Origin of the sequence: Roseomonas fluvialis, assembly GCF_022846615.1 — a bacterium.
Lineage (GTDB): Bacteria > Pseudomonadota > Alphaproteobacteria > Acetobacterales > Acetobacteraceae > Neoroseomonas > Neoroseomonas fluvialis.
This window is the reverse complement of sequence record NZ_AP025637.1, coordinates 1257880-1273316: the sequence shown is the minus strand read 5'-3', so window position 1 is coordinate 1273316 and position 15437 is coordinate 1257880. Positions and strand designations below refer to the sequence as shown.

Here is a 15437-nt window from a genome sequence, read left to right as displayed (position 1 = left end):
CGGGTGCTGAACCATCTGATCGGCTCGGTCGACCTCGCGGCGATCGAGCGCACCCTGCAGGTGGCCATCGCGCCCGCCTTCATCCTGGGTGGGATCATGGCGCTGCTGTCGCTGCTGAACGGGCGGCTGCAGCGCCTGGCGGACCGCTACCGGGAGATCCTGGACGGCAACCAGGTTCCCTTGCAGGAACGCCGCCGGCTGGTGCGCCGCGCCCGCCTGACCTATCGCGGCATCACCTTCGCGATCATCGCGGCCTGCCTGCTGTGCGTGCTCGTCATCGTCTCCTTCGTCGAGCCCCTGGTCGGCGTGACGGTGGGACAGCACGTCGCGCTGCTGCTGGTGGTGGCGATGGGCTTCCTGACCATGGCGCTGCTGTGTTTCCTGTGGGAGGTGCTGCTCTCGGCCCGCAGCCTCCCCTTGCGCCACGAGAAGTGACCACGCCGGTCGAACTGCGCGTGACACGCATGGGTGCGGCGGGCGATGGCATCGCCGCGCTGCCCGATGGCACCACCTGCTTCGTCCCGCGCGCCCTGCCGGGCGAGACGGTGGGCGCCACCCCGCTCGCGCGCAGCCGCGACGGCCTGCGCGCCCGGCTGGACGCCGTCATCCTGGCCAGCACCGACCGCGTGACCCCGCCTTGCGTCCACTTCGAACAGGGCTGTGGCGGTTGCGCCGTGCAGCACTGGGCGCCGGGGGCACAGGCGGGCTGGAAGCGCGCCAGGGTGGCCGAGGCGCTCTCCCGCGCCGGGTTTCCCGCGGCACCCGTGGCACCCACCATCGCCACCCCGATGGGGCTGCGCCGCCGCGCCGACCTCGCGCTGCGGCGCGGCCCAGGGGGCATCCGCATCGGCTTCCACGCCGCCGGCAGTGCCGAGGTGCTGGACCTCGACGCCTGCCCCGTGCTGGACGCTCGGCTGGTCGCGCTGATCGGCCCGCTGCGCGCGCTGCTGCGGCGCCTGCCGGCGCTGCGGCGGGAGGGATCGGCGGTGGTGAACCTGCTCGACACCGGCCCGGACCTGCTGCTGCGCACGGATGGCCCGATCGGGCCGGCCGAGCGCGCGCTGCTCGCCGCCTTCGCGTCCGAGGCCGGCCTGCCGCGCATCGCCTGGGCCGAGGGCAATGCGGTACCCGAGGTCGCGGTGCAGCACGGCCCCGTCGGCATCGCGCTCTCGGGCGTGACGGTCGTGCCGCCGCCCGGCGCCTTCTTACAGGCGAGCCCGGCCGGCGAAGCCGCCATCATCGCCGCCGTACTCGCCGGCCTGCCGGCGCGCCTGGCCGGGCGCGGGCGCATCGCCGACCTGCATGCGGGGCTCGGCACACTGTCCATCCCGCTCGCCGCGCGCGGGCGGGTCGCGGCCTTCGAGAGCGATGCCGGCGCCGTGGCCGCACTCTCCGCGGCGGCCGGGCGCGCTGGGCTGCCGCTGGCCGCGACACGGCGGGACCTGGCGCGGCAGCCGCTGACCCTGGCCGAACTCGCCCCCTTCGCCGCCGTGGTGCTGGACCCACCCTTTGCCGGCGCGGCCGAGCAGGCGGCGTTGCTCGCGCGCAGCGCGGTGCCGGTGGTGGTCTATGTCTCGTGCAGCCCGGCGGCGCTCTCGCGCGACGCGAAAGCCTTCGCGCAGGCCGGGTGGCAGGTCGCGGCCGCGACTCCGGTCGACCAGTTCGTGCACTCCGCCCAGGTCGAGGCGGTTGTGGTGCTGACGCGCGCGCGGGCGCGGGTCTAGGCCGCATCCGCGGGCATCTTCAGACGATCGGACGATTGCGTCCGGTCGGACGGCGCGGGCCGGTCGCCGATACCGTCAGGCCGGACGACGCGCTAGCAGGGCTCGATGCCGGAGAGGAACAGCGTCGCGATTCGGCGCGGACCCATTAGGTCCTCGATGGTGCAGGGCTTGGCGCGGGAATCACCGTCGATGAACCGCAGCGGATAGCGCGCGGCCAGCGCCGCGAGCATGGCGCCGGCGTCGCGGCAGCGATCGGCGTCGAATTCCATCAGGATGCGCAGGCCGGGGCTGCGGTCGATCAGCGCCGGCAGACCGGCGACAATCGAATCGGCCGAGGCGGCGCAGCCGATGCGCAGGAAGTCGATGCTGCCGGGTTCGAAGTCCTGCAGCGCTACACCGGGCGCCGCGCAGACGCGCCGGCCTTCATGCAGGCTGTACTCCCGGGCCAGCGGCCCGTCCGCCGGGCCCGCGAGCATCGCCGGGATCGTGACGACGTCGCGCGCCGCTTCCGTGGCGGCGACGCGGCGCACGCTCACGATGGTATTGAGGCCATTGAGGACGATGTTGCGACGGAGCAGCCAATGCAGCCAGGGGTTGGGTTCGAGGGCCGCGACCTTGCCCTCGGGCCCGACCAGGTCCGCCAGCAGGATCGTGTAATAGCCATACAGCGCGCCGACATCGATCGCGGTCTCGCCGCGCGCGACGTTGCGGCAGACGAATTCCGTGACCCAGTATTCCCAGTAGCCGTCCAGCAGGAGGTGCGGCGCGATGCCTCCATCGGCCGCGTCGGTGAACATCTTGAAGCGCCCCAGCACGCGGCACAGGACGCTGCCATCGGGCAACGGGACCGTCTGGGTACGGTCGCGGATCAGCGCCTCGACCTGGCGGCGGTTGCCGCCGCGCAGAAGCTCGTCAAGCGTCGCGATGTCCCGCCGGCCCACGGCGGCCTGCAGCGCCTCCATCTCGGCGCGGAGGGTGGCCAGTTCGCCGCGCATCCGGAACAGTTCTTCATGCGTGCGGTGCATGGTGCTGCGGGCAGAGCCGCTGCCGGTCGCGAAAAGCCATGAGAGAAAGCGCGGTACCAGGCCGGGTCGGGGCCCGTCCCCGCTGGAATCGGTCAGGTTGCTATCGTCCTTCGGCACCGAATGTCCCTGACCATCCTGTCTGTCGTTTCCGACTGGTCGATCCAGAATCCCACCCCCGGCCCCTGCTTGCAACCCATGGCGGCGCCCACGACTTGACCCGGTGCCCTGCATCACCACCCTGTTCGGCACCGCGCGCCGCCCCGAAGGATACGCCATGATCGACCGTCGACTTGCCATGCTCGCCACTGCAGGCGCCCTCGCGCTGCCGTCACTGGCGAGGCCCGCCAGCGCCCAGGCCCCCGCCGCGCCGGTGGCGCAGGCGCCGGGCTTCTATCGATTCCGCGTGGGCGGCTTCACCGTGACCACGGTGAATGACGGCTTCTTCGCCCGTCCGCTGGAAGGCTTCGTGCGCAACGCGCCGCTGTCCGAGGTGCAGGCCGCCGCCGCCGCGTCCTTCCTGCCGACGGACCGCCAGGTGATCCCGTTCACCATCACCTTCGTCAGCCGCGGGGATACGCTCGCGGTCTTCGACGCCGGCAATGGCGTGACCCCGGCCGGGGCGACCAATGGGCGCATGATCGCGAACATGGCCGCCGCGGGCATCGACCCGGCGCGCGTGACGCACGTGATCCACAGCCACTTCCACGGCGACCACGTGAACGGCCTGCTCACCGCGGAGGGTGGGCGCGCCTTCCCCAACGCCGCCGTGCTGGTGCCCGAACCGGAATGGGCCTGGTGGACCACCGAGGCAAACCAGGCGCGCACCCCCGAGGGCCAGCGTCCGACCTTCGCGAACGTCGCCCGCCGCTTCGCCCCCTACCAGGGCGCGGTCACCCCCTTCCGACAGGGCGCAGAGGTCATTCCCGGAATCACCTCGGTCGCGGCGCCGGGCCATACGCCGGGGCACACCGTGTTCCGCGTGGCCGATGGCGATGCGCAGATGATGTTCCTGGCCGACCTGACCAACCGGCCCGAGATCATGATGGCCAATCCCGACTGGCAGATCGTCTTCGACTTCGACGGCGACGCGGCGGCGGCCACGCGCCGGCGGGTGCTCGACATGGTCGCGACCGACCGGGTGCGCGTGACCGGCTATCACTTCCCCTTCCCGGCCAATGGCTTCGTCGCGCGGCAGGCCAACGGGTTCCGTTTCGTGCCGGCCGACTGGTCGCCGGTCGTGTGACCTTGTCGCTTGATGTCCGGGCCCGCCGCACGATGTGTTGCGGGCCCGCATCGGGCTGGGAGAGCAAAAGATGACCCTGTCACGTCGCGCGGCGCTCGGCGCCGCCACCCTGCTGGCGACCCCGCCGCTGCTCGCCGCCCGCCGGGTCGAGGCGCAGGCGGCCGCCCCGCCCGTGGTCGGCCCCGCTTTCCACCGCTTCGATGTGGGCGCGCTGAAGGTCACCGTGGTGACCGACGGTTCGAATGTCCGCCCCGACGCGACCCAGGGCCTGGTGGTAAACGCAACGCCGGACCAGGTGCGGGGCGCGATGTCCGCCGCCGGCCTCGCGGGGCCAGCCATGCGCAACCCCTTCAACGTGACCTTTGTCGAGACGCCGCGCGGCCTGGTCGCGATCGATGTCGGAACCGGGGGGATCGGCGGGCCGACGACGGGGGCGCTGCGCACCAACATGGCGGCCGCGGGCCTTGACCCCGAGCGCGTCGTGCTGATCGTCCATACGCATTTCCATGGCGACCACATCGGCGGGCTGACGAACAATGACGGCGCCGCGGTGTTCCCCCGCGCGCAGGTCGCGGTGCCGGAAGGCGAATGGACGTTCTGGAACGATGCGGGCGAGGAATCGCGCGCGACGGACGCCCGCCGACCCGGGTTCGCCAATGTGCGACGGCGCTTTGCGCCCTACCTCGATCGGCTGACGCGCTTCGCCCCCGAGGCCGAGGTCGCACCCGGCATCCGCGCGGTTCCCAGCAACGGCCATAGCCCCGGGCATACCTCCTTCCTGATCGCCGACGGCACCGGCCAGGCGCTGGTGCTGGGCGATGCCATCACCACGCCTGCCTTCTTCATGGTGAACCCGGACTGGTACCCGATGTTCGACATGGACCCGGCGATGGCGGTGGCGACGCGCAAGCGCCTGCTCGACCGCGCCGCGACCGAGCGCATGCCGGTGGTGGGCTACCATTTCGACATGCCGGCCACCGGACGCGTCGAGCGCGCGGGCACCGGCTACCGGCTGGTGCCGTCCGCGGCCTGACGACGACGTCACAGGTTATTGGAAGCGCCGCTGCGCCGGGGCATCACTGCCCCGGATCGCAGGGAGAGCAAGCCATGGCGGTGACCTACACCATCCTGTTCCGGGTGCGCGCCGGGCAGATCGAGCGCTTCCACGCGCTACTAGGCGGCGTGCTCGATGCGATGCGCGGGGAGGACGGCTTCATCTCCGCCACGCTGCTCGCCGACCCGCAGGATGCGAACCGCGTCCTGCTGCACGAGACCTGGCGCGACCATGACGAGGTGGTCGCGGTGGAGGTCAATCGCCCCTACCGCGACGCCTGGCATGCCGCGCTGCCGGAACTGCTGGAGGCGCCGCGCGAGATCGGGATGTGGACACCACTGCGCGACGACCGGCGCGGCTGAGTACAGTCGCTGCGGCGCGTCACGCGTGCGGAACGCAGCCCATGCCGCGCTTCAGACGTGGAAAGATTCGCCGCAGCCGCAGCGGCCCTTCTCGTTCGGATTGGTGAAGGTGAAGCCGGCGGTCATCGCCTTCACTTCGTAGTCCATCACGGTGCCGATCAGGAACAGCGTGGCCTTGCGGTCGATCAGCACGGTCACGCCGCGGTCGGTGATGACCTCGTCCGACGGTGCCGCTTCGTCGGTCCAGGACAGGTCGTAGGACAGGCCGGAACAGCCCTTGGTGCGCACGGCGATGCGCAGAAGCTTGCCGTGCTCGCCCTTCGCGTACAGCGCGCGCAGGCGATCGGCCGCGCCTTCGGTCAGCGACATCAGCGGCGGCAGGGCGCGCTTGGTGCGGGGGGCTTCGGTGGTGATGCTCATGGCGTGCGGCCTCAGAACATGTTGAGGGCGAGGCGGGCGTCCTCGCTCATGCGCGAGGGATCCCAGGGCGGGTCCCAGACAACCTCGACGGTCACGTCGCTCACGCCATCCACGGCGCGCACGGCGTCATCGACCTGGCTCGGCAGTTCCTGGGCTGAGGGGCAGGAGGGCGTGGTCAGCGTCATCTCGACGCGGACCTTGCCGTCATCCTCGATCTCGACCGCGTAGATCAGGCCGAGCTGGTAAATGTCGACCGGGATCTCGGGGTCGTAGACGGTGGCGATAGCGGCGATGACGGCGTCCTCGCTGACCTTCGGCGCGGGGGGCGTGACCTCGCCGTCGGGGGTCCAGGCGGCGCGGGTTTCGGCCGGCGCGTTCACGGTGGCGTCCTCACTCACTGCTCGCCTCCTTCGCGCCGTCGAGCGCGGCGCCCAGCGCGTGCCAGGCGAGGGTTGCGCATTTCACGCGCGAGGGGAATTCATGCACGCCCGACAAGGGTGCCAGACGTTCCATGTCGTCCGCCAGGGCGGCGCCGCAATCGGGGCAGGTGCCGGTCATGGCGAGTTCGCGGAACTTCGCGCCGAGGTCCTTCGCCTGGTCGGCCGTCTTGCCCTTCACGACCTCGGTCATCAGGGAGGCGGAGGCGGTCGAGATGGCGCAGCCGCGGCCCTGGAAGGCGGCGTCGGCGATGGTGCCATCGGGCGCCTGCTTCACGAATAGCTCGATGCGGTCGCCGCACATCGGATTATCGCCGCGCGCGGTGGCGGTGGCGTCCTCCAGCCGGCGGAAGTTCCGCGGCTTACGGCCGTGGTCGAGGATGACTTCCTGATACAGGTCGCGCAGGTCGTCAAACAGGCCGCTCATTTGAAGAACTCCCGCGCCTCGGTCAGCGCCTGGGCGAGCAGGTCGATCTCGTCCTTGGTGGTGTAGAGGCCGAAGGAGGCGCGCGTCGTGCCGTTGTCCAGCCCGAAGCGCGCATGCAGCGGCTCGGCGCAGTGCCGGCCTGCGCGCACGGCAATGCCTGCGCGGTCGAGCAGCGTGGCCAGGTCGTGCGGATGCGCGGCATCGAGGCCGAAGGCGAAGACGCCGCCGCGGTCCTGCGCCGCGCCGAGCAGCGTCAGGCCCGGCACCTGCGCGAGCAGCGCCGTCGCGTGGTCGACCAGGGCGCGCTCATGTGCCTCGATCGCGCCCATGCCGATGGCGGTGACGTAGTCGATCGCGGCGTGAAGCCCGACCGCCTCGATGATGGCGGGCGTGCCGGCCTCGAACTTCGCAGGCACCGGCGCCCACTCGGACTTCTCGAAGGTGACGACGCTGATCATGTCGCCGCCGCCAAGGAAGGGCGGCATGCGGTCGAGGTGTTCCAGCTTCGCCCAGAGCACGCCGATACCGGTCGGCCCGTACAGCTTGTGGCCGGTGAAGCAGTAGAAGTCGCAACCGATCGACTGCACATCCACGCGCCGATGCACCGCGGCCTGCGAGCCATCCAGCAGCACCTTCGCACCATGCGCGTGCGCGAGGGCGACGATGCGTTCGACCGGTGTCACGGTGCCGAGCACGTTCGACATATGCGCCATGGCGACCAGGCCGACCTTGCCGTCCGACAGGTGCCGTTCGAGGTCGTCCATGTCGATCTCGCCGGCATCGGTCACGCGGCAGACGCGCAGTTCGTTGCCGCGGTCGTCGCGCAGCATCTGCCAGGGCACGATGTTGGCGTGGTGCTCGAGCTCGCTGATCACCACGGCCTGGCCGGGCTTCAGTACGCCGCGGCCCCAGGAATGGGCGACGAGGTTCATCGCCTCGGTGCTGTTCTTGGTAAAGACGATCTCGCGCGGGTCGGCGGCGTTGAGGAAGCGGGCGGTGGCGCCGCGGGCAGCCTCGTAGGCGTCGGTCGCGAGTTCGCTCAGCCGATAGGCGCCGCGATGAACGTTGGCGTAGGCGGTTTCCATGCAGCGCACCATGGCGTCGATCACGACGCGCGGCTTCTGCGCCGAGGCGCCGGAGTCGAGGAACACCAGCGGCCGCCCGCGCGCCTGCGGTTGCGACAGGATCGGGAAATCCTGGCGGATGCGGGCGACGTCGAAGGGGGTGGCCGACACGCCGTCCATCACGCAGCCGCCCCCGTTGGCGCCCCTTGGCGTGCCCACCAGGCGTCCAGCGCGCGGGTCAGCGCGCCCCTCAGGGTTTCGTCCGTCACGGTCTCCACCGCCTCGTGCAGGAAGGCTTCCACCAGCATGGCCTTGGCCTGCGCTTCGGGAATGCCGCGCGCGCGCAGGTAGAACAGGCTGTCGGGGTCGAGCGCGCCGACCGTCGCGCCATGGCTGCACTTCACGTCGTCGGCGTAGATCTCGAGCTGCGGCTTGCTGTCGATCTCTGCGTCCTCGCTCAGCAGCAGCGCCTGGTTCATCTGGTAGCCATCGGTCTTCTGCGCCTCGCGCCGCACCAGGATCTTGCCCTGGAAGACGCCGCGCGAACGCCCGGCCAGCACGGTCTTGTAGGTCTGGCGCGACGCGCAGTCGGGTGCGGCGTGGTCGAGCGACGTGGTGGTATCCACGTGCTGGCCCTCGGAGGCCATCTGGGCGCCGTTCATGTGGCAGGCGGCGCGCGGGCCGACCAGAGCCGCGTGGATCTCGTTGCGCGTCAGGCGCGGGCCGGCGGCCACGGTGAAGTTGTCGTAGGTGCCCTCGGCCGCGATGCGCGCATAGATGGTGGACAGGTGGAAGACCGTCGCGGCTTCCTGCAGCATGCGGCCATGGGTGAGCGTGGCACCCTCCGCAACGTCGATCTCGAAGACCGGGTTGTGCAGGCATGTGCCGGCACCGATCGCGGTCTCGATCAGCGTGAGGCGCGCGCCGGCGCCGAGCCGCAACAGGTGCCGCGGATGGAACGCGAAGGGGCGGCCAGGATCGACCGCGACCGAGATCAGTTCGAGCAATCCGCCATCGACGCCGGCGGGAACGTCGAGGAACAGCCCGTCCTCGAACAGCATGGTGTTGAGCGCGGTGAGCGGTTCGGAGTCCGGCTTGGCGAGCGCGCCGAGCGGCACCTCCGCCTGGTTCAGGTGCTGCGCCAGGCCCTGGGCGCCGAACGCGAGGCCATCGAGCGTGGACAGATCGGCCCGGAAGCGGCCATCGACGAAGACCGCGCGATGCGGCGCATGTGCCGGCGGCAGCGCGATGGTGCCGTCCACCATCGTGAGAGGTTCGGCGAATGACGCCTGCGCGAGCGGCGCGAGGTCGGTGTACTTCCACTGCTCGATGCGGCGCGTGGGGAAGCCGCGCGCTGCGAAATGCGCGGCGGCGTCGGCGCGCAGCGCGTTCAACCACGGCTTGCGCGCGCCCGGCAGATGGTCCTTCAGGCCCTCGTAGCGCGCGAGGAAGCCGGCCGCGCCGGTCTGCACGGGCACTGTCATGCGGCGGCCTGGACGGCGCCGTAGCCCTGCGCCTCCAGCTCCTGCGCGAGTTCCGGCCCGCCCGACTTCACGACGCGCCCGCCCATCAGCACATGCACGCGGTCGGGCACGATGTAGTCGAGCAGCCGCTGGTAGTGCGTGATGACGAGTGCGGAGAAGCCCGGCCCGCGCATGGCGTTCACGCCATCGGCCACGATCTTGAGCGCATCGATATCTAGGCCGGAATCGGTCTCGTCCAGGATCGCCATGGAGGGCTGCAGCAACGCCATCTGCAGGATCTCGTTGCGCTTCTTCTCGCCGCCGGAGAAGCCGACATTCACGCCTCGCTTGAGCATGTCGTCGGCCATCGAGAGCATCTTCATGCGTTCGCGCGCGACCTTGAGGAACTGCATCGCATCGAGCTCGCTTTCGCCGCGCCCCTTGCGCACGGCGTTGAGCGCGGTGCGCAGGAAGGTCGCGTTGCCCACGCCCGGCAGCTCGACCGGATACTGGAAGGCGAGGAACAGGCCGGCGGCCGCGCGTTCCTCGGGTTCCATCGCCAGGATGTCCACGCCGTTCAGCGTGGCCGTGCCGCCCGTGACCTCGTAGCCGTCACGGCCCGACAGCACGTAGGACAGCGTCGACTTGCCCGAGCCATTCGGGCCCATGATGGCGTGCACCTGGCCGGTCGGCACCTCGAGGTCGATCCCCTTCAGGATCTCCTTGCCATCGACTTCGGCGGTCAGTCCTTCGATCTTCAACATGATCAGCCCATTTTCCTGCGGATGAGATTCACGCCTTCGGAGCCGTAGCCCTCCGGCGATTTCATCCGACGCTTCCTTCGAGCGAAATCTGCAGCAGCTTCTGCGCTTCCACCGCGAACTCCATCGGCAGTTCCTTCAGCACCTCCCGGCAGAAGCCGTTGACGATGAGGCCCACCGCCTCCTCCTGCGTGAGGCCACGCTGGCGGCAGTAGAACAGCTGGTCCTCGGCGATGCGGCTGGTGGTGGCCTCGTGCTCCACCTTCGCGGTGGCGCAGCGGTTCTCGATGTAGGGCACGGTATGCGCGCCACACAGGTCGCCGATCAACAGGCTGTCGCACTGGGTGAAGTTGCGCGCGCCGGTCGCCTTCGCGCCGATCCGCACCAGGCCGCGATAGGTGTTCTGCCCATGCCCGGCGCTGATGCCCTTCGACACGATGGTCGACTTCGTGCGCGGGCCGATGTGGAACATCTTCGTGCCGGTATCGGCCTGCTGGTAGTTGTTGGTGATGGCCACGGAATAGAACTCGCCCACCGAATCCTCGCCCTGCAGGATGCAGGAGGGATACTTCCAGGTGATCGCCGAACCGGTCTCGACCTGCGTCCAGGAAATCTTGGACCGCGCACCCCGGCAGGCGCCGCGCTTGGTGACGAAGTTGTAGATGCCGCCCTTGCCCTCGGCATCGCCGGGGTACCAGTTCTGCACCGTGGAATACTTGATGGTAGCGTCGTCCAGCGCCACCAACTCGACCACCGCGGCGTGCAACTGGTTCTCATCGCGCATCGGGGCCGTGCAGCCTTCCAGATACGAGACGTGCGAGCCTTCGTCGGCGATGATCAGCGTGCGTTCGAACTGGCCGGTCGACTTCGCGTTGATGCGGAAATAGGTCGACAGCTCCATCGGGCAGCGCACGCCCTTCGGGATGTAGACGAAGGACCCGTCGGTGAAGACGGCGCTGTTCAGCGCGGCGAAGAAATTGTCGCCCTGCGGCACCACGGTGCCGAGGTACTTGCGCACCAGTTCGGGATGCTCCTGCACCGCCTCGCTGATGGCGCAGAAGATGATGCCGTCCTTCGCCAGGCGCTCCTTGTAGGAGGTGGCCACCGAGACGCTGTCGAACACCGCATCCACCGCGATCGGCATGCGCCCTTCGGCCGGCGTATCGCCCGCGCCCTCCACGCCCGCCAGGATCGCCTGCTCGCGCAGCGGAATGCCCAGCTTCTCGTAGGTGCGCAGCAGTTCCGGATCGACCTCGTCAAGGGACTTCGGCTTCACCTTCTGCGTGGGCGCCGCATAGTAGTAGGCATCCTGGTAGTCGATCGGCGGATATTTCACCGCGGCCCAGCGCGGCTCGGCCATGGTCTTCCACAGCGCGAAGGCGCGCAGGCGCCATTCGAGCAGCCAGGCGGGCTCGTTCTTCTTGGCGGAGATGAAGCGGACGATGTCCTCGTTCAGCCCCTTCGGGGCGAACTCCATCTCGATGTCGGTCTCGAAACCCCACTTGTAGCCGGAATCGGTGGCGGCCTGGACGGTCTCGATGGTTTCCGTGACGGCGGGCATGGTCTCTTCCGTCCTATTCGGCGGCGATGAAGGTGCGCGCGGCGGTTTCGGGATGCGGCACGACAGCCGGGGCACGCGCCAGGTCGGCGATGGAAATGCCCGACAGCGCGCGACGGATCGCATCGTTCACCGGATCCCAGCGGCCGCGCACCGGGCAGGTGGCCTCGGCATCACACAGCCCGGCGGCGTTGTCCACGCAGGCAGTGAGGGCGATTGGCCCATCTATCGTGGTGATGACCTCGGTCAATGGAATGTCGGCGAGTGCGCGGGTGAGGCGATAGCCACCCGCCGCCCCGCGGCGCCCTTCGACCAGGCCGCCATGGGCCAGAATCTTGAGCACCTTGGCCACGGTCGGCTCGGCGAGGCCGGTGCGCACGGCGAGGACCGGCACGGTCAGCACCGCACCATCCTCGGCCTCGTCGAGCCGGGTCAGAACCACGACGGCATAGTCGGTCAGCTTCGACAGCCGCAGCACGGCAGAGCTTCTCCCCGCAATCCGGACCTGAATGGTCCGCTTTGAGATGCGCCTGGGGCCACGCACTGTCAAGGCGCCTGGACGCAATGTCGCGACGCTCCCATCCTGCCGCCGCAACAGCGGGACCAGGATGGATGCCGACCCTTCGCACCGATGACGGCGTGGACCTCCAGTACGAGGAGGCGGGCCAGGGAATACCTATGGTCTTCGTGCATGAATTCGCCGGCGATGCGCGGTCCTGGGAGCCACAGATGCGCTTCTTCTCCCGCCGGTATCGCTGCATCGCCTACAATGCCCGCGGCTATCCGCCCTCGGCCGTGCCGTCCGATCCGAAGGCCTATTCGCAGGACCGCGCAACGGACGACATCGCGGCCGTGATCAAGGGCCTGGGGCTGGCGCCGGCACATGTCGTCGGCCTGTCCATGGGCGCCTTCGCGACGCTGCACCTGGGGCTGCGCCACCCCACGCTGGCGCGCAGCCTGACGGCAGCCGGCGTGGGCTACGGCGCGGCCCCCGGCAAGCGCGAGCAGTTCCGCGCCGAGGTCGAGGCCACCGCAACGCGCATCCGCGCCGAGGGGATGGAGACCATGGGTGCCGTCTATGCCCGCGGCCCGACGCGGTTGGTGTTCGAGGAGAAGGACCCGCGCGGCTACGCCGAATTCCGCGCGCAGTTGATGGAGCACTCGGCGGAGGGGTCCGCCAACACCATGATGGGCGTGCAGCGCGAACGCCCCGCGCTGGGCGACCTCGAGGCGCAGTTCAAGAAACTCACAGTGCCCACCCTGGTCATCGCCGGCGACGAGGACGACCCGACGCTCGAACCATCGGTATTCCTCAAGCGGACCATTCCCTCCAGCGCGCTGCTGGTGATGCCCAAATGCGGGCACACCATGAACCTGGAGGATCCGGACGCCTTCAACCGCGCGGTGCTGGACTTCGTCACACAGGTCGACGCCGGCGCGTGGCGCAACCGTATCCCGGAGAGCATGACGGGGGCGATCATCGCGGCGAAGGCCTGACGCGCTTCAGTTCGGAAATCGCGCCTGCCACAGGCCGAAGGGCTCGGGTGGCAGGCTGAACACAGCGTAGTCGAGTTCGGTCGGGCGCCAACCCGCGGCGCCATAAACGGGGCGAATGCAACAGAAGGTGCCGGGATTGGCGGCGGCATATCGCTCCATGCGCCGCCACAGGCCGCCTCGGTTCACGTGGGCATCCTGCGGGAACAGGTTGATGTCCATGCCGCCGCCCATGGTGTGGGCAAAGAAGTGACCGCGATCGTCGCCCGGGTAGGTGTCGGACCAGACGCCGCCCAGAAAGCCCGCCATGCGGGAGGTGTCGCGTGTGCCGGCAGGTTCGGCGCGCGAGACGCCCCAGACCGCCACGACCCGATCCTCCGCGCCATGGTCGAACAGGGTTCGGATGAAGGCGCCCGACCCGTCCGGCGCGTCGAAGCGCATGGTCAGCAACTCGCCCGGCGTGCCCGCCATGGCACCGTATTCCTGCGTGAGAAGCGCCGGCAGGGTGCGGTCCAGATGATCCGCCAGCGCGGCGTGGCCGGCGGGGTTGGGCGCGCTGCTCGCGGCGTCGTCGAATATCGTCACGCGGGCCTCCATGGCTGCACCCGCGCATGTTACGTCCGCCGACGTCGGCGCGCATGCCGGAACCCGCGACCATCAGTCCTGCAATGTGATCTTCATTCCATCGTGGCTCGCCACGAAGCCGATCGCTTCATAGAAGCGGCGCGCATCCGGGCGCGCCTTGTCGGTGGTCAGTTGCACCAGTCGGCAGCCGCGCGTGTGGCATTGCGCAATCGCCCAGTCGAACATGCGCCGGCCCAGGCCGGACCCGCGCTGGTCGGTGGCGATGCGCACGCTCTCGATCTGCCCGCGCCAAGCGCCGCGATGCGACAGGCCGGGGATGAAGGTCAGTTGCAGACAGCCGAGGATGCGCCCGCCCTGCTCCGCCACCGCGAGAAACTGGTTGGGATCGGCGTCGATGGCGGCGAAGGCGGCGGCATAGGCGGGATCGCCCGGCGCCTCGCGCGCCGCACCCAGCATGTCGTCGGCCAGCAGCGCCACGATCGCGGGCACGTCGTCCGCGGTGGCGCGCCGGAAGGTCACGCGTAGAGATCCCCGCGCGTCGGCGGCATGCCCGAGGCGCCGCGCGCGCGCTTCGTCGCCACCGTCTGGAAGATGCCGATGGTGCCGCGCTCGAAGCCGAGGCAGACGCCGGCGAGATACAGCAGCCACAGCCGGGTCTTCGCTGCGCCCACCTCGGCTTCCGCCGCCGCGCGATTGGCAAACAGGCGTTCCGTCCAGAGCCGGCAGGTGCGGCCGTAATGCTCGCGCCAGCCTTCCACGTCGTGCACCTCGAAGCCGCCGGCTTCCAGCGCATCCACCGTGCCGCCGATGTGGTCGAGCTCGCTGCCGGGAAACACGTAGTTGATGATCGCGCTGTATTCCGGGCGCTTCCTGCGGAAGTCCCGCTCGCTGCGCTTCATGGGCCGGGTGATGGCGTGGTGCAGGTAAACGCCGCGCGGCTTCAGCAGCGCACGTATCTGCTGGAAATAGCTGGCGCGGTTCGCGAGCCCGACATGCTCGAACATGCCGATCGAGGCGATCTTGTCGAACTCGACGCCTTGCAGTTCGCGGAAGTCGCGCAGTTCGATGGTGACGCGGTCCTGCAGGCCAAGTCGCTTCACCTTCTCGACCGCGAAATCGTGCTGTGCCTGGCTGAGCGTGACGCCATGCGCCCGCACGCCGTGGTGCTGCGCCGCGTGACAGACCAGTCCGCCCCAGCCGCAGCCGATGTCGAGCATGTGCTCGCCGGGCTTCAGGCGCAGCTTCCGGCAGATCATCTCCAGCTTGGCACGTTGCGCGGTGGCGATGTCGGCCTGCCAGTCGGGGAAGTAAGCGCAGGAATAGACCATCTCGGGGTCGAGAAAGAGCGCGTAGAAGTCATTCGACAGGTCGTAGTGGAACTGCACCAGCGCCTTGTCGTCGCGCCCTTGCCCGTGCTTCGCGGCCTGCGTGCCGGCATAGGCGTGTCCATCGCCGCCGCTGCCGGGGCCGAACAGGAAGGGCAGCAGCGTGCGCGCCGCCTTCAGCTTGTCGATCCGTCGTGCGATCCCGCGCGTCGATCCACCTCCAAGCCGCGCCGACAGGTCGAGCAGGGTGCCGCCCTCGAGGTCGACAGCACCCTCGGCGATCAGTTCCACGACCGTGGTCAGCCGCGGTCGGCGCACCAGGCGCGTGAGTGCGGCAGGCGTGGCGACCGCGACCACCAGGTCGCTGCGGGCCGACGGCGCGAGGGGCACCAGCGCGCCGTCCCATAGCCGCAGCGAGAGGTCCAACGGCGCGACCTCCGCCACATGGGCGGCAAAGCGCCGGAGGGACGCGATCCGGCGATCGGCCGCCATGGT

General features: G+C 69.8%; 18 protein-coding genes. 6 read left to right on the top strand and 12 right to left on the bottom strand.

Translation table 11 applies throughout. The annotated features are described in order from the left end of the window. Positions 1-3: 3 nt before the first annotated feature. Positions 4-435 (top strand): DUF2721 domain-containing protein, encoded by a 432-nt coding sequence (locus tag MWM08_RS06230; RefSeq protein ID WP_244458597.1) that lies wholly within the window; start codon positions 4-6, stop codon positions 433-435. After that, positions 432-1724, top strand: coding sequence for a class I SAM-dependent RNA methyltransferase (locus MWM08_RS06225; RefSeq protein WP_244458596.1), 1293 nt, complete (start codon positions 432-434; stop codon positions 1722-1724). The genes MWM08_RS06230 and MWM08_RS06225 overlap by 4 nt, the downstream gene beginning before the upstream one ends. 92 nt (positions 1725-1816) lie before the next feature. Here MWM08_RS06225 and MWM08_RS06220 read toward each other — a convergent pair whose 3' ends face one another. Next, on the bottom strand, positions 1817-2749 hold the full coding sequence (locus tag MWM08_RS06220) for an FkbM family methyltransferase (protein ID WP_244458595.1): 933 nt from the start codon (positions 2747-2749) through the stop codon (positions 1817-1819). Positions 2750-3023: 274 nt separating this feature from the next. Between MWM08_RS06220 and MWM08_RS06215 the strand changes: the two genes are divergently transcribed. The 3 genes from MWM08_RS06215 (at position 3024) to MWM08_RS06205 (ending at position 5408) form a co-directional block, all read left to right on the top strand. Continuing rightward, positions 3024-3992, top strand: coding sequence for an MBL fold metallo-hydrolase (locus MWM08_RS06215; protein ID WP_244458594.1), 969 nt, complete (start codon positions 3024-3026; stop codon positions 3990-3992). A gap of 70 nt (positions 3993-4062) precedes the next feature. Then, entirely contained in the window at positions 4063-5025 is a 963-nt protein-coding gene (locus MWM08_RS06210; protein ID WP_244458593.1) for an MBL fold metallo-hydrolase, read from the top strand. Between the two features lie 74 nt (positions 5026-5099). Beyond that, positions 5100-5408, top strand: coding sequence for a putative quinol monooxygenase (locus MWM08_RS06205; RefSeq protein ID WP_244458592.1), 309 nt, complete (start codon positions 5100-5102; stop codon positions 5406-5408). 51 nt (positions 5409-5459) lie between these two features. Here the strand turns inward: MWM08_RS06205 and MWM08_RS06200 are convergent, their stop codons facing one another. The 8 genes from MWM08_RS06200 to MWM08_RS06165 all read right to left on the bottom strand — a co-directional run bounded on the left by MWM08_RS06200 (position 5460) and on the right by MWM08_RS06165 (position 12016). After that, positions 5460-5828, bottom strand: a complete 369-nt coding sequence (locus tag MWM08_RS06200; RefSeq protein ID WP_244458591.1) for a HesB/IscA family protein — start codon at positions 5826-5828, stop codon at positions 5460-5462. An 11-nt stretch (positions 5829-5839) separates the two neighbouring features. After that, positions 5840-6226 carry an SUF system Fe-S cluster assembly protein gene (locus MWM08_RS06195; protein ID WP_244458590.1) on the bottom strand — a complete coding sequence of 129 codons (387 nt, stop codon included), beginning with the start codon at positions 6224-6226 and terminating at the stop codon, positions 5840-5842. Further along, positions 6219-6692: a Fe-S cluster assembly sulfur transfer protein SufU gene (gene sufU / locus MWM08_RS06190; RefSeq protein ID WP_423816016.1), complete on the bottom strand. Its 474-nt coding sequence runs from the start codon at positions 6690-6692 to the stop codon at positions 6219-6221. The genes MWM08_RS06195 and sufU overlap by 8 nt, the downstream gene beginning before the upstream one ends. Next, positions 6689-7936 carry an aminotransferase class V-fold PLP-dependent enzyme gene (locus MWM08_RS06185; protein ID WP_244458589.1) on the bottom strand — a complete coding sequence of 416 codons (1248 nt, stop codon included), beginning with the start codon at positions 7934-7936 and terminating at the stop codon, positions 6689-6691. The genes sufU and MWM08_RS06185 overlap by 4 nt, the downstream gene beginning before the upstream one ends. Beyond that, positions 7936-9240: a Fe-S cluster assembly protein SufD gene (gene sufD, locus MWM08_RS06180; RefSeq protein ID WP_244458588.1), complete on the bottom strand. Its 1305-nt coding sequence runs from the start codon at positions 9238-9240 to the stop codon at positions 7936-7938. The genes MWM08_RS06185 and sufD overlap by 1 nt, the downstream gene beginning before the upstream one ends. Beyond that, positions 9237-9983, bottom strand: a complete 747-nt coding sequence (sufC, locus tag MWM08_RS06175) for a Fe-S cluster assembly ATPase SufC (protein WP_244458587.1) — start codon at positions 9981-9983, stop codon at positions 9237-9239. The genes sufD and sufC overlap by 4 nt, the downstream gene beginning before the upstream one ends. 61 nt (positions 9984-10044) lie before the next feature. Continuing rightward, a complete protein-coding gene (gene sufB, locus MWM08_RS06170; RefSeq protein WP_244458586.1) occupies positions 10045-11541 on the bottom strand; it encodes a Fe-S cluster assembly protein SufB in 1497 nt (498 codons plus the stop codon). Between the two features lie 13 nt (positions 11542-11554). Beyond that, positions 11555-12016, bottom strand: a complete 462-nt coding sequence (locus tag MWM08_RS06165) for an SUF system Fe-S cluster assembly regulator (protein WP_244458585.1) — start codon at positions 12014-12016, stop codon at positions 11555-11557. 134 nt (positions 12017-12150) lie between these two features. Between MWM08_RS06165 and MWM08_RS06160 the strand changes: the two genes are divergently transcribed. Then, on the top strand, positions 12151-13035 hold the full coding sequence (locus MWM08_RS06160) for an alpha/beta fold hydrolase (RefSeq protein ID WP_244458584.1): 885 nt from the start codon (positions 12151-12153) through the stop codon (positions 13033-13035). A gap of 6 nt (positions 13036-13041) precedes the next feature. On the opposite strand, the gene MWM08_RS06155 is transcribed toward MWM08_RS06160, so the two are convergent. The 3 genes from MWM08_RS06155 to MWM08_RS06145 all read right to left on the bottom strand — a co-directional run bounded on the left by MWM08_RS06155 (position 13042) and on the right by MWM08_RS06145 (position 15434). Beyond that, complete coding sequence (locus tag MWM08_RS06155; protein ID WP_244458583.1) at positions 13042-13617, bottom strand: DNA/RNA non-specific endonuclease; 576 nt, start codon at positions 13615-13617, stop codon at positions 13042-13044. Between the two features lie 72 nt (positions 13618-13689). Further along, on the bottom strand, positions 13690-14136 hold the full coding sequence (locus tag MWM08_RS06150) for a GNAT family N-acetyltransferase (RefSeq protein ID WP_244458582.1): 447 nt from the start codon (positions 14134-14136) through the stop codon (positions 13690-13692). Next, positions 14133-15434: an SAM-dependent methyltransferase gene (locus MWM08_RS06145; protein WP_244458581.1), complete on the bottom strand. Its 1302-nt coding sequence runs from the start codon at positions 15432-15434 to the stop codon at positions 14133-14135. The genes MWM08_RS06150 and MWM08_RS06145 overlap by 4 nt, the downstream gene beginning before the upstream one ends. Positions 15435-15437: the final 3 nt, after the last annotated feature.